At 71.0% G+C, this 21,328-nt stretch carries 19 protein-coding genes, 1 pseudogene and 5 CRISPR repeat arrays; of the genes and pseudogenes, 4 read left to right on the top strand and 16 right to left on the bottom strand.

What is annotated here, in order from left to right; genetic code table 11:
• Nucleotides 1-94, top strand: a pseudogene (locus AB0R04_RS37785) (hypothetical protein); the annotation flags it as partial.
• Nucleotides 95-132: 38 nt separating this feature from the next.
• Here AB0R04_RS37785 and AB0R04_RS37780 read toward each other — a convergent pair.
• From AB0R04_RS37780 to cas3, 9 genes are all read right to left on the bottom strand, one after another.
• Nucleotides 133-522: a RidA family protein gene (locus AB0R04_RS37780; RefSeq protein ID WP_363378571.1), complete on the bottom strand. Its 390-nt coding sequence runs from the start codon at nt 520-522 to the stop codon at nt 133-135.
• A gap of 127 nt (nt 523-649) precedes the next feature.
• Nucleotides 650-802: direct repeats of the CRISPR family, unit length 19 nt; unit sequence GGAGCAATCCCCGCACGTG.
• A gap of 17 nt (nt 803-819) precedes the next feature.
• Nucleotides 820-1,098, bottom strand: coding sequence for a type I-E CRISPR-associated endoribonuclease Cas2e (gene cas2e, locus AB0R04_RS37775; RefSeq protein ID WP_331744407.1), 279 nt, complete (start codon nt 1,096-1,098; stop codon nt 820-822).
• Complete coding sequence (gene cas1e, locus AB0R04_RS37770) at nt 1,095-2,117, bottom strand: type I-E CRISPR-associated endonuclease Cas1e (RefSeq protein ID WP_363378569.1); 1,023 nt, start codon at nt 2,115-2,117, stop codon at nt 1,095-1,097. Before cas1e ends, cas2e begins: the two co-directional genes overlap by 4 nt.
• A gap of 3 nt (nt 2,118-2,120) precedes the next feature.
• Nucleotides 2,121-2,897, bottom strand: coding sequence for a type I-E CRISPR-associated protein Cas6/Cse3/CasE (gene cas6e, locus AB0R04_RS37765; RefSeq protein ID WP_363378567.1), 777 nt, complete (start codon nt 2,895-2,897; stop codon nt 2,121-2,123).
• A 4-nt stretch (nt 2,898-2,901) separates the two neighbouring features.
• A complete protein-coding gene (gene cas5e, locus AB0R04_RS37760) occupies nt 2,902-3,801 on the bottom strand; it encodes a type I-E CRISPR-associated protein Cas5/CasD (protein WP_363378565.1) in 900 nt (299 codons plus the stop codon).
• Nucleotides 3,801-4,946, bottom strand: a complete 1,146-nt coding sequence (gene cas7e, locus AB0R04_RS37755; protein ID WP_363378563.1) for a type I-E CRISPR-associated protein Cas7/Cse4/CasC — start codon at nt 4,944-4,946, stop codon at nt 3,801-3,803. Before cas7e ends, cas5e begins: the two co-directional genes overlap by 1 nt.
• Before the next feature lie 41 nt (nt 4,947-4,987).
• Nucleotides 4,988-5,653, bottom strand: a complete 666-nt coding sequence (gene casB, locus AB0R04_RS37750; RefSeq protein WP_363378561.1) for a type I-E CRISPR-associated protein Cse2/CasB — start codon at nt 5,651-5,653, stop codon at nt 4,988-4,990.
• Complete coding sequence (gene casA / locus AB0R04_RS37745) at nt 5,643-7,361, bottom strand: type I-E CRISPR-associated protein Cse1/CasA (RefSeq protein WP_363378559.1); 1,719 nt, start codon at nt 7,359-7,361, stop codon at nt 5,643-5,645. Before casA ends, casB begins: the two co-directional genes overlap by 11 nt.
• A 210-nt stretch (nt 7,362-7,571) precedes the next feature.
• Nucleotides 7,572-10,520 carry a CRISPR-associated helicase Cas3' gene (gene cas3 / locus AB0R04_RS37740; protein ID WP_363378558.1) on the bottom strand — a complete coding sequence of 983 codons (2,949 nt, stop codon included), beginning with the start codon at nt 10,518-10,520 and terminating at the stop codon, nt 7,572-7,574.
• 127 nt (nt 10,521-10,647) lie between these two features.
• Nucleotides 10,648-11,772: direct repeats of the CRISPR family, unit length 27 nt; unit sequence TCGGCCCCGCGCTCGCGGGGATTGCTC.
• A gap of 183 nt (nt 11,773-11,955) precedes the next feature.
• On the opposite strand from cas3, the gene AB0R04_RS37735 reads away from it, so the two are divergent.
• Nucleotides 11,956-12,093: a hypothetical protein gene (locus AB0R04_RS37735; RefSeq protein WP_363378557.1), complete on the top strand. Its 138-nt coding sequence runs from the start codon at nt 11,956-11,958 to the stop codon at nt 12,091-12,093.
• A 70-nt stretch (nt 12,094-12,163) separates the two neighbouring features.
• On the opposite strand, the gene cutA (AB0R04_RS37730) is transcribed toward AB0R04_RS37735, so the two are convergent.
• From cutA (AB0R04_RS37730) to AB0R04_RS37705, 6 genes are all read right to left on the bottom strand, one after another.
• The gene (cutA, locus tag AB0R04_RS37730) at nt 12,164-12,487 is read right to left on the bottom strand and encodes a divalent-cation tolerance protein CutA (RefSeq protein ID WP_363378555.1); all 324 of its coding nucleotides are present in this window, start codon (nt 12,485-12,487) and stop codon (nt 12,164-12,166) included.
• A gap of 289 nt (nt 12,488-12,776) precedes the next feature.
• A CRISPR array of direct repeats spans nt 12,777-14,086; the repeat unit is 29 nt; unit sequence ATCGGCCCCGCGCTCGCGGGGGTTGCTCC.
• 3 nt (nt 14,087-14,089) lie between these two features.
• A CRISPR array of direct repeats spans nt 14,090-14,422; the repeat unit is 24 nt; unit sequence TCGGCCCCGCGCTCGCGGGGGTTG.
• A gap of 129 nt (nt 14,423-14,551) precedes the next feature.
• On the bottom strand, nt 14,552-14,818 hold the full coding sequence (locus AB0R04_RS37725) for a hypothetical protein (RefSeq protein ID WP_363378553.1): 267 nt from the start codon (nt 14,816-14,818) through the stop codon (nt 14,552-14,554).
• Nucleotides 14,819-14,864: 46 nt separating this feature from the next.
• Nucleotides 14,865-15,200 carry a hypothetical protein gene (locus AB0R04_RS37720; protein ID WP_363378551.1) on the bottom strand — a complete coding sequence of 112 codons (336 nt, stop codon included), beginning with the start codon at nt 15,198-15,200 and terminating at the stop codon, nt 14,865-14,867.
• A 169-nt stretch (nt 15,201-15,369) separates the two neighbouring features.
• Nucleotides 15,370-15,693: a divalent-cation tolerance protein CutA gene (gene cutA / locus AB0R04_RS37715; RefSeq protein WP_363378549.1), complete on the bottom strand. Its 324-nt coding sequence runs from the start codon at nt 15,691-15,693 to the stop codon at nt 15,370-15,372.
• Nucleotides 15,694-15,982: 289 nt separating this feature from the next.
• Nucleotides 15,983-16,499: a CRISPR direct-repeat array (repeat unit 28 nt; unit sequence TCGGCCCCGCGCTCGCGGGGGTTGCTCC).
• 371 nt (nt 16,500-16,870) lie between these two features.
• Complete coding sequence (locus tag AB0R04_RS37710) at nt 16,871-18,277, bottom strand: IS1380 family transposase (RefSeq protein WP_363378548.1); 1,407 nt, start codon at nt 18,275-18,277, stop codon at nt 16,871-16,873.
• 248 nt (nt 18,278-18,525) lie between these two features.
• Entirely contained in the window at nt 18,526-18,969 is a 444-nt protein-coding gene (locus tag AB0R04_RS37705) for a hypothetical protein (protein WP_363378547.1), read from the bottom strand.
• A gap of 371 nt (nt 18,970-19,340) precedes the next feature.
• On the opposite strand from AB0R04_RS37705, the gene AB0R04_RS37700 reads away from it, so the two are divergent.
• Entirely contained in the window at nt 19,341-19,739 is a 399-nt protein-coding gene (locus AB0R04_RS37700; protein WP_363378545.1) for a hypothetical protein, read from the top strand.
• 358 nt (nt 19,740-20,097) lie between these two features.
• Here the strand turns inward: AB0R04_RS37700 and AB0R04_RS37695 are convergent, their stop codons facing one another.
• The gene (locus AB0R04_RS37695) at nt 20,098-20,298 is read right to left on the bottom strand and encodes a hypothetical protein (RefSeq protein WP_063352310.1); all 201 of its coding nucleotides are present in this window, start codon (nt 20,296-20,298) and stop codon (nt 20,098-20,100) included.
• Here AB0R04_RS37695 and AB0R04_RS37690 point away from each other — a divergent pair.
• On the top strand, nt 20,297-21,211 hold the full coding sequence (locus tag AB0R04_RS37690) for a hypothetical protein (RefSeq protein ID WP_063352309.1): 915 nt from the start codon (nt 20,297-20,299) through the stop codon (nt 21,209-21,211). The genes AB0R04_RS37695 and AB0R04_RS37690 overlap by 2 nt on opposite strands.
• Nucleotides 21,212-21,328 lie beyond the last annotated feature (117 nt).

The following is a 21,328-nucleotide window of genomic DNA, read 5'->3' as shown; positions in this document are numbered from 1 at the left end:
CACCCTGGAGCGCTACGCCGAGATGGCCCGGGTGCAGGCGGACGCGGGCGTCCACCTGGTCGGCCCGTCCGGCATGATGGACGGCCAGATCGGCGGCCACCCACGTGTGGCCGCGACCAGCGCCGTCCGGAATCAGTCGAGGATGGCGTCGATCTCCACTTCAACGAGCCATTCGGGATCGATGAAGCGCGAGACCTCAACGACGGTGCAGACCGGACGCACCGACGCGAACCGCTCCCCGTGCGCTCGCGCGGCCTCCTTCCAACGCGTCACATCGGTGAGCATGAGACGGGTCCGCACAACGTCCCCCAACGATGCCCCCGCCTCCTTCAGCGCGGCCTCCGCGATGTCCAGACACCTGACAGTCTGGGCGTACACATCGCCCTTCCCCACGGTCGTCCCGCCGTCCCCGATGGGAGCAGTCCCCGCGACTGCAACGTGTGACCCCTTGCGGACCGCCCGGGAAAAGCCGATCTGGGGTTCGAGGGGCGAGCCGGAACTGACTATCTGCCGATGATCCATCGCACCATGCTCCCAGAGCACCGCACATCTGAAAACAGGCCCTCCACTGGGCACTTCGCCCCTGAACCAGCCCATCCCCGCGTGTGCGGGGCCTACCTCCGCCAACCGGATCCAAGCTGTCCGCAGCCGGAGCAATCCCCGCACGTGCAGGGCCTATTTGTGCACCACCACGCCGAACGGGAATCCCGCGGAGCAATCCCCGCACGTGCGGGGCCTACGATGGGCAGCTTGCGTCGCGGATCGACGGGGAGGAGCAATCCCCGCACGTGTGGGGCCGATGCTCCGTGACCTGCGGGTTTATCGGCGGGAGCGGGCTGAGAGGATCAGGCCGTCGAAGTCGACGGGCTTCCAGCGGTCCTTGCCGGCGGTGCGGACGGTCCAGCCCTGTTCGTTGGTGGCGGGTTCGACGAGGACGGCTTGGCCGTCGCCGATGCGGGTGGCGAGGAGGTCCCAGAGGCGGTCGCGGATGCGGCGGCTGGGGGTGCCGACGAAGACGCCGGCGTTGACTTCGACCATCCAGCGGGTGAGGTGGCCGCGCAGGCCTTCGGGGGCGGCGATGAGGATGATGACGGTCATGTGCTGTCCGTGTCCTGGGTGAACTCCGGGCCGATGATGGCCAGGTGTTCGTCTCCCATGCCCGGGTCGGAGACTGGGGGCGTCGGCGTGCCTTCCGTCCCGGACCAGTTGACGCCGCCCTGGACCGTGCCGACGCGTTCGTCCCAGAGTTCGTTGACCTCGACGTCCGGCATCTCGGTGCCGTCCGGGCTGAGGAGGGCCTTGACGTCGTGGACGATGCGGCCGAGCAGCTTGTCCTCGGCGATGCGGTCGCGCAGGCCGAGCCGGGCGTCGCGCTCCTCGGTGTGGCCCTGCTTGGCGAGGTCGAAGGCGAGGGGGATGGTGTATTCGGCCTTGTAGAGGTCCGCGATGTCGAGGACGAACGAGGTCGCCAGGCCGGTGTGGACGAAGCCGAGGCCGGGGCTGGCGCCCAGGCCGGTGATGACCGCGTGGCAGATCCCGTAGAGCGCGGCGTTGGCGGCCGACAGGAGGCGGTTGAGGTCGTCGCCGGCGGCGTGGGCGTCGCCGGCCTTGTAGACCCGGCCGTTCCAGGGAACACCCGTTCGGCGGGACTCGGCCTGGTAGAGCTTGCGGATACGGGCGCCCTCGCGGCCGCGCAGCTGCTGCATGGTGGCGGCGCTGACGTCCTCGCCGGGGAAGCGCATGCGGTACATGGTCCGGGCGACGGCGAGGCGTTCCTTGGTGCGGCTGACCAGCCAGGCCTGCCGGTTGAGGAGGGCCGCGCCACGGCTGGGGCCTAGTCCTGCGGCGTACATCCGCACGCCCTGCTCGCCGACCCAGCACACGGTGGTGCCGGAGTCGGCGAGCAGGTTGACGGCGCCGTGGGTGATGCGGGTGCCTGGGCCGAGGAGCATCACGGCGACCATGGCGGCCGGGACGCGGACGGTCTCGCGCTTGTTGATGACGACGACGGCGTTCTCGTCGCGGTCGATGTGGCTGCGCTCGACGTAGACGCTGGAGACGCGGTCGGCGAGGCGGTGCAGGTCGTGGGGGTGGGCTTTCCACCAGATGTCGGCCATCGGTCAGTGGTGTCCGGTCGGCAGCGGGGCGAGGGTGAGCAGGCCGCAGCCGTAGGCCTTGGAGGGGCCGATGCCGCCGAGGAGGGCGGCTTGGAGGAGCCCTGGGTCGGTGATGCGCAGCCGGCCTTCGAAGGTGGCGGTGGTGAGGGTGACCGGGCTGCGGGTGCCGGGCTTGGTGAAGGTGCTGCGGCTGCGATCGGTGATCCGGGCCTCCTGGGCGGGCTGCTGTGCCTCTGCGGGGGTGTCCGAGGCCGGCGGTTCGAGGCCCGGCGCCGCGCTGTCGGTGCGCGCTTCGGGGATGGTGAAGCCCCAGCGCTGGGTGCGGTCGAGGAACCAGGTGAGCTGCTGGGCGGCGGTGCGGTGGGCCATGCGGTAGGAGCGGTGGTGGAGTTCGGCGGCGGTCTTGGTGCGGTGCGGGCTCGCCTTGGCGGGCTTGGAGGTGTTCTGGACGGGGCTGGCCTTGAGGCGGAAGGCGAATTCGCGGCCGACGGCGAGCTGGGCGAGCAGCGGGCTGTAGTCGCGAACCGCGTAGTGCTCGCCTTCGGCGTCGGGCCAGCCCGCCTGTTCGACGATGTGGGTCCAGTCGGGTTTGGAGGGGGTGAGGACCAGCAGCGTGGGGCGGCGCGGGTGGTCGGCGTCGAGGCGCCAGAGGATCCGGTCGCCGGCGGCGGGGTCGGGGATGCCTGCGGTGACGGCGCCGTGCAGGGCGCGGGGGTTGGCGAGCAGGGTGCGGCTGGCGGCGCGCAGGGGGTTGATGCGGACGCGGGAGAGGTAGGTCATCTGGTCACCAGCCCAGCAGGGCGAACGGGTCGTGGCCGCCGGCCGCAGTGGCCGGTTGGGCGGTCGTGGTGGGCGGGGTGGGCGGGATGGACGCGGCAGACAGGGCGGCGGACGGGGCGAGGCCGGTGGGGACGTTGAGCCAGGCGTGGCGGATCCGCCGGGTGGTGAAGCCACGTTCGCGGGGCGCGAAGGAGCGCGGGACGTCCTGCAAGGTGTCGTCGCCGGCCGGGTCGTCGAAGGTCGCGGCCAGGTCGATCCGGTGGGGCGAGAACGGATCCGGACCGCGTTCGGCCCGTCGGCGGTAGGCGGCCTTGGCGGCGGTGCCCGCCTGCCAGGGCTCGTCCGCCAGCACGTCCTCCAGGGCTCCGGTGCGCACGGTGCCGAGGGCGATCGGCTGGGTGGGGACGCAGGAGCGGCGGCCGAGGGCGAGCGGGAAGGCGGGGCGGCGGATCGCCTCGGCGAGCGTCGCGACGAGGCCGGCCGGGCCCTGGACGGCGGCGACGAACACCGCGTCCTGAAGGTAGTAGCGGTGGGTGACGTGGGTGTCCTTGGCCGGGGAGGTCGGCTTCTGGACGCCCTTGGCGTTGACGCCGCTCTGCGGCAGCGGGCGGCCCCGGTAGTCGCTGACGGTGTGGTAGTCGCGCAGCAGCGTGCCGGGCTGGTCGATGCGCACGCCCAGGCGCAGGCCGACCAGGCCGGTGATGTCCGCTTCGCGGGGAAGTCCGGCGGCGGCGGCGAGCAGGCCGACGACGCCGGATTTGGTCGGCTGGGGCGGGGTGTCGCGGCGGTTGAAGGCGCTGCGGTCGCCCCAGGACTGGAGCGGGCCGGCCAGGCGCAGGACGAGGACCGCCTGGTCCTCGCCCTGCGGGTCCGGGGCCGGTACGGGGGTCGGGTCGGCGGGCATCAGTTGTCGTTCACCCGCTCGGTGAGGGCGGTGCGCAGGCCGTCGCGCAGCTCGGTGAAGGTGCGGTTCGCGCCGAAGGCCTCCGCCAGCTGCTGCGCGGACTCGTCGGCACCGGTGTCTGCACCGAGGGTGTGGCAGATGCCGACGTACAGCGGGCTGTCTCCCCACTGCTCGGTGGCGGTGGCGAACTCCACGGCGAGCCGGCGCGCGGACTCGGCCACGATGCCCCGGCTCGCCGGGACGGGGTTCTCGTACGCGGACACGAGGTTCACGGGCTGGTCGGCGCGTACGACGACGGCCACCAGGCTGGGACGGGTGCGGTGCGCGAAGGAGTTGCCGTAGCCGGTGGGCATGGAACGGGCGAAGGAGTCGACGAACAGGTCGACGGCGTCGACGGCGGCCTTGTCGTCGCCGAGGTTGCCGCGCAGCTGGTGCAGGCCCACGGTCGCGTAGCGGTAGAGGGTGGCGGAGTTGAAGCCGATGGTGCCGATCATGCCGGCGCCGGTCTCCTCGGCGGTGTTCTCGTCGTCTACAGCCGTGTAGTAGTCGAATTCGAGTTCGGCGGCGTGGGTGGAGATCGCGTGCGCCACCTGGGTGGCGGCGTCGACGTTCAGGCCGGGGATGTCGGCGACCATCCGGCCGAAGAGCGCGACGTCGGCCGGGTGCCCGCTCTGCAACTGCTCCTTGACCGGCAGGGCCTTGACGGCCTCGTCGAGGGCCTTGGCGTCGAGGGCGGCGAGGTCGGCGGCGGTGTCGGCGACCAGGTCGACGATGCCGTCCAGCTGGCGGCGCCCGTAGAAGAGGAGGTAGGCGGTGTCGCCCTCCTTCTTGCCGGCGGAGATCCCGGTCGACTTGATCAGGGCGTCGGCGATCCGCTGCGCGCCCTCGGCCTCGATGCCGGCGCGCTCGGCGATGCCCTTGGCGAGCTGGGCGGCGATCCGCTTGGTGCGGGTGGCGAGGTCCTGCCGGTCGCGGCTCTCGGCGAAGTGGATGCGGGTGGCGCGCTTCCAGGCCTGGGAGGAGACGCGCGAGCGGCGCTTGCCGCCGAAGTACGCCTCCTTGGGGTTGCCGTTGTCGTCCCGGTTGAGGTTGGCCGGCGGGACGGTCTGCAGGATGTGGACGTCGATGTAGAGGCGGGCGGTCATGCGCTTCTCCTCGGGGGTGGTGGTCCGGGTGTGTCGGACGCTCAGTCGGCGGGCGTCTTGTCCTTCCACGCCTGGTAGCCGATCGCCCACTTGAGACGGACCTGCGGGCGCCGGTCGGTGCTGTGCCAGGCCTGGATGTCGGCCATCAGGTGGCTGTAGTCCAACGGCTGCGTGATGGAACGCAGTTGGGTGATCAGCCCACGCAGGTGGACCAGCAGCGCGGACACGCTGGTGGCGCCCGCGAGTTGCGCGACCCGGGTGTCGAGCGCCTCCTCGCTGACCTTGCCGCTGCGGCGCAGCACTCGCAGCGCCTCCCCGAGCTTGACGCCACGGCGGTGCATCGGCTTGGACTGGCTCTGCTGGTGCAGGCCGTAGAGGGCCAGCGCGGCGTGCTCGGCCTTCTGCTCGTCGGACACCTCGTCGCGCAGCGCGAGGACGTCGTTGACCTCGCAGCTGTAGAGCGGCCACATCTTGGGGCTGTCCATGACCGGGCGCCCGAGGCCGGAGCGCAGGGCCGCCAGGTCCTCGCCGGGCGGCCGGCGTGGTTGCTTGGTGCGGGGGTCGTACCGCCAGTTGTGGTCGGGGCCGGTGAACTCGTCCCAGTACCGGCGCCTTCGGGCGGCGGCGGTGGTGCGCTCAGCGGCGGCGATGCGCTCAGCGGGGGTGGCGTGCTCAGCGGCGGCGCCGGCGGTGTGCTCAGTCGTCAAAGTCCGCTCCGGGGTCGTGGTCGAGGGCCGGGCCGGTCTCGGCCGCCCGCGCGGCGGCCGCTTCCCGTACGGCGTCGGCGTACCGGGGAAGGATCTCGTCGAGCCGGCGCCGGAAGTTGGCGCCCGCGGTGCCGAGCCGGTAGGTCTGCGTCTTGCCCGCCTTGCCGCCCTGGCTGATCGTGCGGCCGCCGAAGGTGGTGGCGGGTGCGGCCAGCAGGAGCGTGTTCGCCACGTCCCACGCCTGGCGGTGGGCGAGTTGTTCCCATGCGAGCCGGCCCCGCTCCAGGGCCTCGTCGTCCGCGCCGGCGGTGCAGACGCCGGCGAGCAGGCGGCGCACCAGGGGGTCGAGGGTGTGCAGGAGGAGTTCGCCCGGTCGCTGGCCCTTGTCCCAGGGGATGGGGTCCGTTCCGGCGGCCCGGCGCAGGTCGGCGGAGAGGTTGCTGACGGCCTGGGCGAGCCGTTCCGCCTGCTCGGCGACGTCCAGGAGGAGCAGCTGGGCCTCGCTGTCCTGCTGGAGGGCGAGCAGTGGCAGGGGGATGGCGTCGTGGATGACGTCCTCGACGATCGCGGACTGGGTGCCGTAGACCATGCCGAAGGTCTCGACCTGCAGCGGGTAGTCGGCGGGGAGTCGGTCGTCCTCTTGCAGGGCGCTGATCTGGTCGAGCAGGATGCTGGTCTCGAAGCCGCCGTCGGGGCCCTGGCGAGTGGGCGTGAGAAGGGCCTCCAGACCGCGCCAGGCGGCCTTGCCCTGGGTGTGGCGGCGCGGCCTGCGCTCGGGCAGGGCGGAGGCGGACTTCTTGGCGGGGGCGGTGAAGGTCCAGGCGGTGTGGGGCTCCTGCTCGGGCATGGGCGTCAGCCGGTCCCCCGCGCTGATGACGACCCGGGCCACCTTCAGCTGCCCGGCCTCGTCCTGGTGCGGGATGAGGCGGATCCGCCGGGCCTGCCAGGTCCACAGGTCGAGGAGGCCTTCGGCCGCGCGGGGCTGCCAGGCGGGGCCGTGCGGGCCGCGTTTCCACTGCGGGAGGCCGAGGTTGTCGGGCGGGGTGAGCGGAAGGTTCAGCAGGAGGGTCTCGTACAGGGTGCGCCCGGTGGGGATGATGACGCCGAGCTGGCCGAGCGGGCCGGTGGGGTTCCCGGTTGTCTTGCCCGCCTTGACCTGGTCGTCGCCGACGACGCCGGTCTTGATCGCCGCGGTGTCCCAGCAGTGGGCGTGCACGAGCCAGTGGGCGGCCTGGGCCGGCGTCAGGTCGAGCGGGTCCGCGTCGGTACGGGTGCCGAACAGCGGGACGTTGTTGCCGCTCGCCGCGGTCGCCACCAGGGCGGCGGAGCCCTTCGTCTCGTCCTTGGCGGTGCGCAGCCCGGCGACCTGCCCGAACGGGGCGGCGGGGTCGAAGAGGTCGAACTTCGCGTGGTGATCGGCGAGGTAGGTCTCCAGGCTGCCCAGCTCGCCCTCCGTGAATCCGCCGCTCTCCCGGGTGAGCCGCTCACCCTTCTCCCCGGGGTTCTGGGGCGCGCCGGTGGCGTCGGCGACGACGGGCAGCAGGACCTGGCGCAGGACGGCCGGGAGCTGCGTGGAGAACTCGACGACGAGGCCCTCGAACTCGTGGGCCCGGGCCAGGGCCCCAGCGATCCCCACCTGTACGGGAGGCCCGCCACCGACGGGTCGTACCGTCAGCCACGGTTCGTCGACAAGGTTGTACCCAGGCACGCGCTGATCTCCCAACTAGCCATGTTTAGCTTGTTGCTGGTTCATCGTGGCACCGGCGGATGCCTGTTGTGGGGTGAATGCTTGAATTGCCCCCGGCCCCGCCTGCTTTGGTGCGCGGGGATGGCCCGTGGCCGTGTTTTCCGGCCCTGGTCGGCCGCAAGTCGGCCCCGCGGTCGCGGGGTTGAGGGGGTGGGGCGACGCCTGTTCGACTCACCCCCTCGCCTTTATCGGTACTGGGGCGCGTTGGGGCCCTCCGCTCACCACGAGGCCGAGCAGGTCGTCGTAGCGCAGTTGGAAGTCACCGAGGGCAGCGTCCCCGCGCTCGTCGAGTTCGAGGGCCAGGCTGTATCGCAGCCATGGATGGTCGCGCCAGCCCGACAGCGGACCGAGCGCCTGCTCGGCGACCTTTGTCAGTTTGGTGGGCAGGCGCACCGTCCCGGAGAGCACGTCGTCCACCATCTCGGCCGCGACCGTCCCGTTGGGGCCGAGCTTACGGCCCGTCATCGCGTGGAAGTCTTCCCCTGTGCGGCGCACCAGCACGACCTCGACGCTCCGGTCCCCATCCCGAACGAGCGCCTCGAACTGCCCCTCCGCCAGCGTGCCGTGGGCTCCGTAGTGCAGACCGGCCAGAGTCTGCGAACCGTGCTCCCCGGCACGGGTCAGGACGTACTGGGCGGCTTCCTCGCGGCGTTTGGCCTGCCGCTTCTCCCAGTCCTGCCGGGCCTGCGCCTCGGCCTCGGCCCACTCCGCCGGGACGACGGGATCGGTGCCGTAGACCCGGGCGACCAGGTCCGGCACCTGGCCGGGGATGCCCCACGCGCCTGCGTCGGCCTTCGCCGCCCGTTCGACCTCGGCGGCCGTGCGCAGCAGGAGGTAGCGGCCGTAGATCCCCTCGGAGTCGCGCAGGATCTGCGGCACGCCGTCGTCGTCGAGGCGGATACCTGCGATGACAACGGTGGGCCGGGACAGCCGGCGGGGGCGCTGCACGCCGTCGTGGCGGTGGAGGCGTCCGATGCGCTGGAGGAGCAGGTCCATCGGAGCGAGGTCGGTGATCAGCAGATCGGCGTCGACGTCGAAGGACTGCTCCGCGAGCTGGGTCGCGACGACGATCATCCTGCCGGGGCGCCCGGATCCCTCGGTCGGTGGTCCGAGGAGCTTCAGCACCTCCTGCGTACGGTCCGCCCGGTGGCCGGCGTGCAGGCGCCCGTGCAGGAGCCGGACATCAGCGCCGAACTCCTCGCGGAGGGCCTCGAACGTGGACTGGGCGCGGGCCACGGTGTTCCGGATGACCAGCACGCACCCGCCGTCGACCAGCCGCTCCCTCAGATAGTCGACCACGACGTCATCCTGCGCGACTTGGGCGTCGGGCCGCGTCGGCTGTTCATCGAGCACCTCGACCCGCACCTGAAGGTCCTCACGCCAGGATGTGGTGCTCTCCACCAGCACTTCCGGCCGCCCGTCCGGCCCAGCCCAGGCCGCCGTGACGCTCGGATAGCCCTCCGGCTCGGGCAGCTCCAGGGCCGCCGAGGCCTCCGCCGACCGCGTACCGGCCAGGTAGGCGGCGACCAGGCGGCGCCGCTGCTCCGGCGGCAGCGTCGCCGACAGCAGCACCACCGGCACGCCGGCCTGCCCGAGCCACCACAGGCCCTCCAGCAGGAACTGCGACATGTAGACGTCGGCGGCGTGGACCTCGTCGAGGATCACGACCTTGCCCACCAGGCCGGCCATCCGCAGCATCACGTGCTTAGTACGGGTCGCGGCGTACAGGAGCTGGTCGATGGTGCCGACCGCGAACGGGCTCAGCAACCCACGGCGACGCCCGAGGAACCACTCGGCGGGGGCCCGGCGCTCCCCGTCCGCGCAGCCGTCGAAGCAGTCGGTCTGCATACCGAACTCGTCTTCCCCCACTGAAGCGAAGGGGTCGTCGGCGTCCTGCCCCCACTCCCCCGCGCCCTCCAGCAGGCCGCGCCACTCCTTGTTGAACATCCGCTTGCCGTGCAGCAGCGCGACCTGGCCCTCCAGCCCATCGCCGACCTCGCGCAGCCACGACCGGACCTGGGTGAACATCGGGTCCGCCGTCGCCTGGGTCGGCATGCCCAGGAACGCCCCGTCCGCACCGTGACGCGCTGCCATCAGCTCGGCCGCCGCCAGCGCCGCCTTCGTCTTGCCCTCCCCCATCGGCGCCTCGACGATCACCAGACCGGACCCGCCCATCCGACGCACCACGTCGAGGACCAACTCCTGCGAAGGCCTGGTCCCGTGGCCGAACCGGTCCCGGAACGCCTCCGGGCCGGGCGCCGCCAACGCTCCCCATCCACCGCGCAGTTCGAGCCTCGACCACGCCACCGCGGCCCGCCTCCGCGCTTGATGCAACGTCACCTTCGCCAGATCGGATACACCTGTGAAGTGCCGCTCGTCGCTGGCGATCCAGTCCGCCATCACCACGAAACCGGACAGCTGAAGCTGCGCCGCACGGCTCGGCACCAGCACCGGCTCCACCGCGGCCAGCGGCGACTCCCCCTCATAGCCGAGCTCCCGCGAGAACACCTCCACCAGCGCCGACTGCGCGAGCTTCCAGGGCCGGCCGATTCCCTGCAGCTTTTCGTTCTTCTTCGGCGGGCTCAGCTGCCCCAACGTCGGAATCAGCCCGTGGTGGCCGGCGACCAGCGGCCAGACCCAACCGGCCTGCTCCTGCGACCACTTCGCTTCGGTGAGCAGCGCCTTCAGCACCCGGCCACCGGCCTTGTCGTGCCGCCAAGACGAGCCCTTCACCGCGTACTTGTCCCAGGTGAGCCCCGCTTGACGGACCGCAGCCTCGCCGGCGGCATCGAGATGCTGAAACGCCGGGGTGGCCTTGCCACAGTCATGGATCCCGCACAACCAGGCGAACAAACGCCGCCCCTTACCCGCACCCCCCGCCAGAGCGTCCAGGCGCCACCGCGTCACCGGCGGCAGGTAGCGGTCCCAGACAATCTCGGCCACCGCCGCAGTGTCCAGCATGTGCGACAGCAGAAGGTTGGCCGTCCCCCCAGCCCGCCCGGCGGACTTACCCCACAGCGCACCCAGCCACCCCCTGACCTCGGGCGGGTACCACTGCCAACGATCCTCAACCATCGTCTCAACCTCCACGTGCAGGTACGCTTCGAGAGCGTAGGACACGGCACTGACAACTCGCCTCGGAGCAAAGAAATATGACGGTCATACATCGACTCCCCTCCGGGCTGCCATCCGATCGAACTGAATCAATCAGGCCCCTCGGCCGCTAATCACCGCAGGTCAGAAAGCGTCGGCCCCGCGCTCGCGGGGATTGCTCGGCCGCCGACCGGTCGGCGGTCGTCTCGGAGCGATCGGCCCCGCGCTCGCGGGGATTGCTCGGCCTTGTGAGCGACGTCGATGGTGCGGTCGCCATCGGCCCCGCGCTCGCGGGGATTGCTCCCCGCTGCCGCCGCACAAGCTGGCCCGCCGGCTATCGGCCCCGCGCTCGCGGGGATTGCTCCGCACCGCTGCCGGTGACCGAGGACGTCCTGGAGTCGGCCCCGCGCTCGCGGGGATTGCTCCGCCGGTGGAGCCAGCTGCCCCGGCTTCACCGCGTCGGCCCCGCGCTCGCGGGGATTGCTCCTCGTGCTGGCCGACAGAGCCTTGTGGTCCCGGATCGGCCCCGCGCTCGCGGGGATTGCTCCCCGTAACGGGTTTAGAACTCCCGGGAGTTGAGGTCGGCCCCGCGCTCGCGGGGATTGCTCCGCCTTCCACGAGCAGCTGCCCGCGATCGACTGGTCGGCCCCGCGCTCGCGGGGATTGCTCCTTCGCGACCGGCCTCGCCGAGGCCCATGGTTGGTCGGCCCCGCGCTCGCGGGGATTGCTCCCGGCTGTCCACGACGGCGGCCACACAGGACTGATCGGCCCCGCGCTCGCGGGATTGCTCCGCTCGATAGGGATCCCTCCGTTCACAAGGTGCATCGGCCCCGCGCTCGCGGGGATTGCTCCCGGCAGCTCTTCGTCAAGTTCTCACTTGACGGATCGGCCCCGCGCTCGCGGGGACTGCTCACCATCGGCTCGTGCTTGCCGTCGGGGTGACCGGTCGGCCCCACGCTCGCGGGGATTGCTCCGGCCAGCCGCCGTCCCCCTACCGCCACGACGGGTCGGGCCCGCGCTCGCGGGGATTGCTCCCTGTCCGAGATCGAGGTCACCGCCGACACGTCGTCGGCCCCGTGCTCGCGGGGGTTCCTCCTTGAGTGGGTGGTCACCGTCGTAGTAGTCGCCGTCGGCCCCGCGCACGCGGGGGTTGCTCGGGCGACAAAGGCCCAGATGCCTGGCGCCCGCCGGTCGGCCCCGCGCTCGCGGCGATTACTTCGCGCTGCCAGTCGGACGGCTGGTAGACCTCGGGTCATCCCCGCGAGCGCGGGGGGTACTTCCGTTTCCCTGCGTTAAGTTGGGCTACCGTTGAGTCGGCCCCGCACTCGCAGGGGTTGCCCTTACACGACACACCCGCGAGACCCGCGCGCATAGTCGCCCCGCGCTCGCGACGGGGATTGCTCCCCGGCGGGGCTCGGCCGCCAAGCACGCTGGCGAGGACGACCGGAAGATCCCGGTCGCAGTGCGCGGGGACGTCGCGGCCGGCTACCTCACGGCGGACGCCGTCGACCAAGCCGTCGAGATCGGCCGCCGCGCCCTCACCAGCCCGCTCGAAGCCGAGACGACCATGGGACGAGTACGGCTGCCCGCACTGGCCTAACAACTCCCGGCATCGTCGGCGGCCCAGGCCTTTCGAGCCGAGATCCGAGCCTCCTTGAAGTAACTGCCGATCAGCTTCGCGTCTCAGCGGCCACCCACTCCAGATAGGCGGCCGATCCAGTGATCACCGGCACCCCGACGACCTCCGGCGTATCGTAGGAGTGCAGCTCAACGATGCGCGCGCACAGCCGATCAGCCAGACTCGCCCGGGACTTGAAGTCGACCCGCCACTCGGCGGAGTCCTGCACCGCACCGTCCCACCAGTAGACGGACTGGACACGGTAGACCTGCGCACACGCGGCCAAGCGGTCACGGATCACCGCCGAAGCGAGCCCACGGGCCTTCGTCTCGTCGCCATGGGTCGTCGTCACCACAACGAAGTCACTGGTCGTCATACCGTGACGGTACCCGGCATCAACCGCCGCCCCCACTCTGCCCGACGGACCTACCCCACAGCACGCCCAGCCAGCCCCTGACCTCGGGCAGGTACCACTGCCAACGGCCGTCAACCATCGTCTCAACCCCCACGCGCGAGTACGCTTCGAGGACGTAGGCCACGACAATGACAACCAGCCCTGGGGCAAAGAAAGATGGCAACAACGCACCGGCTGTTCGACGGCACCTCTACCAATCGAACTAAATCAATCAGGCCCCTCGCCCGCTAATCACCGCAGGTCAGGAAGTATCGGCCCCGCGTTCGCGGGGGTTGCTCCGCCTCGGCGGTGGGCCGTAGGGTTGCCAGATAATCGGCCCCGCGTTCGCGGGGGTTGCTCCGCGGCGGGGTCGGTGACGGCCCTGCCGGACTCATCGGCCCCGCGCTCGCGGGGGTTGCTCCGGGGAGTGACGGCGCCGCACCGCCGCTTTGCCATCGGCCCCGCGCTCGCGGGGGTTGCTCGACGAACAGGCTGGGGCTGATGGCGCCGAGGAGATCGGCCCCGCGCTCGCGGGGGTTGCTCTGAGAGCAGTCATGAGCCACGAGATCGTCACCCATCGGCCCCGCGCTCGCGGGGGTTGCTCCGGCGGCTTCGTCGTCAAGGAGGTCACGCGCAAATCGGCCCCGCGCTCGCGGGGGTTGCTCCCCCTCCGGCGTCGGCCAGGGCTCCCCCGTTGAATCGGCCCCGCGCTCGCGGGGGTTGCTCCGGGGAGTGGCCCCAGTCGCCGGGCTGGCCGGTATCGGCCCCGCGCTCGCGGGGGTTGCTCCACGTCGCTGGCGAACGGCGACTCACTTGAAATATCGGCCCCGCGCTCGCGGGGGTTGCTCCGCGGCCTACGCCAACAAGCAGTCCGCCCAGCGATCGGCCCCGCGCTCGCGGGGGTTGCTCCGCCGTCGCGCCCGGTAGCGCCTTCGCCCCGCTATCGGCCCCGCGCTCGCGGGGGTTGCTCTTGCCGACGTTGGCCTCGACCTTGAACTCACGCATCGGCCCCGCGCTCGCGGGGGTTGCTCCCGGTCCCTCAACGAATCCCATGGCAGCAGCGGATCGGCCCCGCGCTCGCGGGGGTTGCTCTGTGTTGGGGGAGGAGTCAACTCCCGCCCCGGTATCGGCCCCGCGCTCGCGGGGGTTGCTCCTGGTTTGATGCGGAGGCTTGGGCCAACTCCGTATCGGCCCCGCGCTCGCGGGGGTTGCTCCGAGAAGGACCGATCCCATGGCAGAGATCACGTATCGGCCCCGCACTCGCGGGGGTTGCTCCTATTTCGGGAATTCCCGTGGCCCACAGGGCAGATCGGCCCCGCGCTCGCGGGGGTTGCTCCTCCCGCACCTGTCGGTCAGGTACATCCGGGGAATCGGCCCCGCGCTCGCGGGGGTTGCTCCTGTCTCCTGGAGCATCGGTGCTGCCGGACCCCATCGGCCCCGCGCTCTCGGGGGTTGCTCCGCGGCCCACTGTCGCACCCGCGCGTTCTGGCGATCGGCCCCGCGCTCGCGGGGGTTGCTCCGGCCGGCTACTGCCGTGTCCAGGGCGAAGGGGATCGGCCCCGCGCTCGCGAGGATTGCTCCCCCCCGGCCCCGCCCTCGCGGGGGTTGCTCGCGCCGCGACGACCAGAAGGCAGCTGCCCGCCGATCGGCCCCGCGCTCGCGGGGGTTGCCCCACCGCCCGGGGCTACGGCGTGGACCAGGGCTCGTCGGCCCCGCGCTCGCGGGGGTTACTCCTGGTAGGTCTGGCTGCGCGGGCTGGTCTTCAAGTCGGCCCCGCGCTCGCGGGGGTTGTTCCTCGCCAGTGTCGATGTGCAGCGCGGCCTTCGCATCGGCCCCGCGCTCGCGGGGGTTGTTCTGGCCGCCATGGGGTGGTGCAGTGAAGCGGGCGCTCGGCCCCGCGCTCGCGGGGGTTGCTCCGGCCTCGTCCCGCCCACGCTCGACCAGCTCAGCGCGATCGCCCGCGCGATCGGGATCCCGCTCTGGCGCCTGGTCCGTGACGAGTAGGACTGGCCGGCCGCACCGCCGTACGGCCGGCCGGCCGGGGAGTCACTTCTCGGGGTTCGGCGGCGGGTCGGCCGGCGGCGGCGGGGTCTTCGGTGCCGCCGGCGGTGCCTTCGGGCCACCGATTCCGCCCGAGCCGCCACTGGGGTCCTTCTGCGGGGTCATGTCGTCCTCCTCGATCTCCTCGTCCGCCAGGATCGGGATCTCGCCCGGCGGCGGCATCAGGGGGTGCCGCCCGCGGTTTGGGCCCGCGGTCTCACGGCGGCCCCGACTCCAAGCGCCCTGGCGTTTAGGGGGGATGGTCGCGCTCATGGCGTCCTCTCTGTGCCTGTCCTGCCGGGTCACCCATGATGGGGCCTCAGCCCCACCCGTTGCCGAACGTCCCCACCAGATGGCCGAGGTCCGCACACGACGCACAGATGACCCGCGAGTACAGCACCGCGGGGCCGCGCACGATCGACTCGACACCGCCCAGCAGCGACGCCGAACCCGCCGGAGACCCGCAGGTCGAACAGGTCCGAGTCGCTCGGGCCTCGGTGTAGCAGGGCCAGCAGACGACTCGGCGCGGGTCCTCGGTCAGCAGCGCCATGGGCTGGATGCTGGTCAGGTGCGCGCGGAGCCGCAGCGTGCCGTCTTGCCGGGCCTGGTCCATGGTGGTGGTGGCGTCTCGCACCCACTGGCTGGCCTCCTCCATGGGGACCGCTCCGGCCTGTCGGACGCCAGCCTCCGCGAGCAGCCTGTCCGTGCGGGCCGCGCTCGCTCTGGTCTGGTCCACAGGGAGGTGAGGGCCGACCAGCTCCCGGCATCGTCGGCGGCCCAGGCCTTTCGAGACGAGATCCGGGCCTCCTTGAAGTAACTGCCGATCAGCTTCGCGTCTCAGCGGCCACCCACTCCAGATAGGCGGCCGATCCAGTGATCACCGGCACCCCGACGACCTCCGGCGTGTCGTAGGAGTGCAGCTCAACGATGCGCGCGCACAGCCGATCAGCCAGGCTCGCCCGGGACTTGAAGTCGACCCGCCACTCGGCGGAGTCCTGCACCGCACCGTCCCACCAGTAGACGGACTGGACACGGTAGACCTGCGCACACGCGGCCAAGCGGTCACGGATCACCGCCGAAGCGAGCCCACGGGCCTTCGTCTCGTCGTCATGGGTCGTCGTCACCACAACGAAGTCGCTGGTCGTCATACCGTGACGGTACCCGGCATCGACCGCCGCCCCCACTCTGCCCGACGGACCTACCCCACAGCACGCCCAGCCAGCTCCTGACCTCGGGCGGATGCTGCTGCCAACGGTCTTCAACCATCGTCTCAACCTCCACCTGCGAGTACGCTTCGAGAACGTAGGCCACGGCACTAACAACCAGCCCTGGGGCAAAGAGAGATGGCAACAACGCATCGACTGTTCGACGGGCCCTCTACCAATCGAACTGAATCAATCAGGCCCCTCGCCCGCTAATCACCGCAGGTCAGGAAGTGTCGGCCCCGCGCTCGCGGGGGTTGCTCCTTGATAGGGGCGCGGCCGGTGCGCGACCGGTGGTCGGCCCCGCGCTCGCGGGGGTTGCTCGGCGCTGGCGTTGTCGCGGTTGTCGCTGCCAAGATCGGCCCCGCGCTCGCGGGGGTTGCTCCCGGCAGGCCCTGGCCCTGTACCGAGAGTGCACATCGGCCCCGCGCTCGCGGGAGTTGCTCCGGGCCGACACCCTGCTCGCCGAGCTCGCCGCCATCGGCCCCGCGCTCGCGGGGGTTGCTCCCATGTCCGCCCCCATCTTCGAGCCCTCCCACAATCGGCCCCGCGCTCGCGGGGGTTGCTCCACCTGCGCCACCTGCGCGAATGCCAGGACGGCATCGGCCCCGCGCTCGCGGGGGTTGCTCCTGGCTCACGGCAGGAGCACCTTCTCTTCGGGGATCGGCCCCGCGCTCGCGGGGGTTGCTCCTTCGCGCGGATCTTGGAGTCGGCGCCGAACGCATCGGCCCCGCGCTCGCGGGGGTTGCTCCGCGGCCTCCCACTCAGACGACCACAGCAGTTCGCGGTGCTCACTCGTTCGCCCGATGATGCTGGCCCGACGAGACGACAAAATAGGCGTGGACGCGTCAAACTGTTCGCGAATTGAGTCGCTGAATTCAACAAGTTCCCTGCGGAACTGGGCGTACGAGTCGCCAAAGGAGACCACCGGCCGTGGGCCCGGCCGCGGTCCAGGGCCGTCCCACCTAGCCTCCGTGTTTCGGTTTGCGTCGGCTGATCTGGGGCGATCCCTGTATCGGAGGTCGCGGGGCTGCCGTCAGATGTTGGGCATGCCGAGGGCCCGGCGCGATGGCCGGGTACTCCTGGGTCCTTGTGTCGTGGTGGTCAGGGGCGGCTTGGCCTGTCAGGTGGCCGGTCGGGGTAGTGCCACCAGGCGGCTGAACGCCGCGGTCAGTTCGTGGCGCCAGGGCCAGGTGGCGGCGATCCGCAGGTATAGGCGGCGCGCTCCGCGCGTGATCCGGGCCGCAGCGTGCAGGAGGCGGTAGCGGAGCTTCTTGGGCTCGGCGGTGGCCAACTCGCCTTCCAGCAGCAGGGTCCGGGCCCAGACGAGCAGGTCGATGGCGGTCAGGGACAGCTCCAGCCAGACCTGGTTGATGGCGAAGTGGCGGGAGGGGAAGCGGCCGAAGCCGGTGGTCTTGCCGCAGCGGATGTGGTCCTCGACTCTGGCGTGAGCGCGGTGGCGGACCTCCAGGTGCTGGATCGAGCCGCCGTCGGCGACGGGCGTGTCGGTCAGGAAGGCCTGGTGGCGCATGCCTTCGTCCTGGTCGAACAGGGACAACTGGGCGCCTGGGTGGGGACGCTCGCGGCGGACGATGATGCGGGTGCCGTCCGGGTATCCGGTGAGGTCGACCAGGCCGGTCAGCTCAGCGACCTCGGCGCCGACGCGAAGGGTTCCGTCCTGTTCCAGGGCCGGGTGCCAGACCTTGTCGGGTAGGACCCGGATGGCCTTGCGGACCTGTTCGGTGACGGCGTGTCCGACGGAGAAGGTGGTCTGGATACCTCGCTGCCGCAGGGCGCGTAGGTGGGCGAGGAAGGCTTTGGCGCTGCCCGCGCTGTCGGCTCGGACGAGGACCGGGGCGCCGTGGCGGTGGGCGTCGGGTATCTGCGCGAGGGCCGCGTCGATGACCGTGATGTGATCCGCGGCGGTGTTCGCTCCGGCGTTGCCGGGGCGCAGGAGGCCGGCCAGGGCCTCGCCGGTGTTGTCCAGGAAGCAGAGCATCGGGTGGTAGCCGAAGCCGCGTTTGTAGGTGGCGGCCGCCTGTTCCTTCTCGGAGTGGCAGGTGACCAGGGTGGCGTCGATGTCCAGGACCAGGCCCGGTAGTTCACGCCCTCCGGCGTGGGATGCGGGTATGGCGCGTCCGGTCTCGTCCGCTTGCAGCCAGGCGACCTCGCGGGTCCTGGCCCGTGCTGCCCGCAGTGCGTTCAGGGCTGCGGTGTCGATGCCGGCGAGCACTCGCCAGGCGGTCGGGGTGGAGGCGACGGGGCCGAACACCTCGGCCTGGTCGCGCAGCACGGCCAGGTCCCGGATCGCCTCGCCTCCGTCGGCGAGCATCACCGCCAGGTCTACCGCGACGCGGCCGGGGTCGTGCCCGGTCCCGCGTGGCCGCAGCCGGTGCAGCGCGTCGGAGAAAGCACTCGTCAGGGTGGTGGCGTCGGCCAGATCCGCCAGCAGACGCGAGCCGGCGTGGTTGACCACCCCGTGCCCGTCGGCGCTGACGACGAGCTTGGGGCGTGACCGGGTAGTCTGCACGCAGAAAGTGCCTTCCTGCTGGTACGACTGGGACCTTAGACAAGCCTCATCGTTGCAGCTCAGAAGGCACTTTCGCTTTTCCGATCATGATCCGGACGCGACCCCGGATGAAACGCGCAGGCTAGCACGCCGAGCCAGCGCCGAGGTCTAGGAGAGAACAGCTGGTTCTCCCTCAGTGCCGCCCAGACTGCTGCGGGCACGGGATTTTCCCGAGGGCGGTTGATTTCTTTCAGGACCATCTTCGCGACTTAATCTCCCTGGTCGGCCGCAGATCGCAATAACAGTACGGGAGTTAGACGCCTATGGGCGCTAACCACGTCGAGCGTGACCGAGTTCAAGGTCTTCCAGGCTTGGGCAGCCTTCGCTGAGAACGGTTCCGGACCCTCGATCCGCACCAGAGCCAGAGCATTCAGCAGCTCCCGCCACATTTGCGCGACCTCGTCCAAATCAAATGTCTTCTCAGCGATCTTAAGAACCCTGATCGTCTCCAGCTGCTGTTCCCCCGCAAGGACGAACGTGATCGCGGCTTCTCGTCGCGTGTTGCCGCGCCATTCATCGTGGGCCGCCTGCGAGGCGACCTCGGCATTCCGCTGGGCAGCGCGAGTCTGCCGCAGGCCGACGATCAAGGCAGCGGGCACCCCGAGGATCGCAGCCCCTGATGCTGCAAGCGCTGATATCGCTTCAACTTGCATGCAGTCATGACGTCCCGGCTGGCGAGCGGTCGGGCTGAGGACCGCGAACCGGGGGATGCGGAGCGGCTGTTCTTGGGGTCGGCCAGCATCTCTCACATGCTGTGCGGTCGGCGTCCTCTCAGCTGCCGGCCGCAGGTGGTGCATCGGCCTTCGGCCGATGCGGCGGTGCCGCGCCCGTTTCGCTGCGTCTGGCCGAACGGCGGCGCGAGTGTCCTTCCATCGGAGGTGTTGGGCTTCCGGCCGCGCGGGAGCCCCGGTGGGGGCTCCTCCGGCGCCCGCCCCCACCGGATCCGGGTCGGTCAGCTGGCGAGACTGACCCGCCGCCTCACCGCACCAGCCCCGGCCTGGCGCGACACCCTCGGACTGGCCGCGTGAACGTCGCCGAACTCCTGGCAGACCTCCAGAGCCGGCAGGACGAGGCCGCCGCCCAGGCAGCAGAACTACGCGCCCGGATCGAAGAGCTCGCCGCCGACCTGACCGAGACCGAAGCGCGGCTCACGGACCTGGCCACCGCCCGAAAGATCATCGCGGAGGTCACACCGGCAGGAGCCGAATCAGAACCACCCGAGACGAACACCACCTACCAGGCCATCGTGAACGCCTTCAACCAGCATCCCGACCAGGCATTCCGGGCACGCGAGCTGCACGAACTCCTCGGCGTGCCCACCGAAGAGGCGTCCGTCAACATCACCCGCAGCCGCCTCGGACGCCTCACCCGCCAAGGCTTCCTCGCTCAACCCGGACGAGGCCGCTACCAGAAACGGACTTAACGTCCACTCACACCATCCGCGTCCACCGGTTCTGTATCTCTGTCTCGTTCTCGCCCCTTGCGCCACCCGGGTGAACCCACTGGGCGCTGCGACCCGTGTGCCCCAAGTGACAGCTGGTGCCACTGATGGCACTCGCGCCTTCTTGGGGAGGGAAGTTGATGAAACGTCATGGTCGGCGCCTGGTCGCCCTGGCCGCATCGATGGCGGCCGCGGTCTCGCTCGTCGTCGCTTCGGGTGGCATGTCGGCGGCTCAGTCGGGCACCGGGGCAGCGGGTCTGCCGGGGATCGGGGGGCCGGGAACGGCGGTGAGCGCCGCGGACCGGCAGGACCTGTCGGTGAAGGCCGAGCCGGGTGGGGTTCAGTGCACGGAGGTGGCCGTGGGGTCGGCGCCTGGGAAGGCGGGTGCGGCGGCCGAGTGCGTGCAGGTCACCGACGGCCCGGCGGGTCGTAGGAGTGTTTCCGAGGCCGTCAGCAGCACGCAGGACGGTGCCGGGGCGTGCTCGATCGGCAGCGCGGGGTACTGGTCGTACGAGCGGTTCGGGTCGTGCCTGAAGGACATGACCACGACCTACACGCTGCGCGACGACAAGGGCACCGCCATCGGTTCGGCCCAGCTCAAGATCAACCTGAGCATGTCGCTGAGCGCCACGAGCTCGATGTGGACCGAACTGGTGACGGTCACCATGGTGTCCTCGACCAGCAACGTGCCGAGCCTCAACATCGCGTTCGACGCCAGCTGTACGGCGCCCTGCCAGATGGGCGCGGCCAAGCCCTGGGCGGGCGCCCGTACGCTGACGCCCGGGACGTCGGCGCAGGGTACGGTCCTGTACTCGGACTCGCCCGCCGTCGGGGCTGTCGACTCTCTGGCGAACGAATACCACATGTACGTCACGCAGGACAACGCCATCCCCCTGCAGCCGAACGTCAACTGGACCAATCCGCGCAAGGTCCGCTGCGACAACGCCGTCCACGAGCCGGGCAAGGGCTCGCCCGGATGCGTCTACGCCGACGTCCGGCCCGACCTGTCCTACTCCCTGACGGACTACGGTGCGGCGGCCGCGACCTACGCCTTCGCACTGAACTACCTGCCCAACATGCCCAAGCAGTTCACGCGACTGAAGGGCGACAGCGAGCCGAACCGCAAGCGCACCTGCGGCGCGCAGAGCACGGTGCCGTTCGCCCAGCTGGACCCGGTCGCGTTCCCGGAGGACAGCTGCGACGAGTTCCCCTTCGCCGGGACGTACCAGGGCGGCACGAACGGCGGGCTGTGCGCCGAGATCGTCCCCCAACTCACCAACGGCAACTGGACGTTCCGTGAGACGACCGGACACCCGGTCACGTACAAGGAGTCGTGCGTGCGGGGCCACGTCCCGCTCCCGGTCAACAAGGCGGCCGGCGGGAAGTACGGCAGCTTCGTCCAGACGCAGCGCCTGATCGACACCGAGGCGTTCACCGTCTCCTGGACGACCTGACGTCCACGGGTCCCAGCCCGAACGACACCGTGGCCGCGCCCGGGGGACAACCAGGACCGTCCCGCCGGCGACGCCGAACGAGCGCAGGAAGGAGTGGAACCACTCGACGTTGCGCGG

It is taken from the genome of Kitasatospora sp. NPDC056731, assembly GCF_040687675.1.
Taxonomy (GTDB): domain Bacteria; phylum Actinomycetota; class Actinomycetes; order Streptomycetales; family Streptomycetaceae; genus Kitasatospora.
Note: the sequence above shows the minus strand (reverse complement) of the source record. Positions and strands in the feature narration are given on the sequence as shown.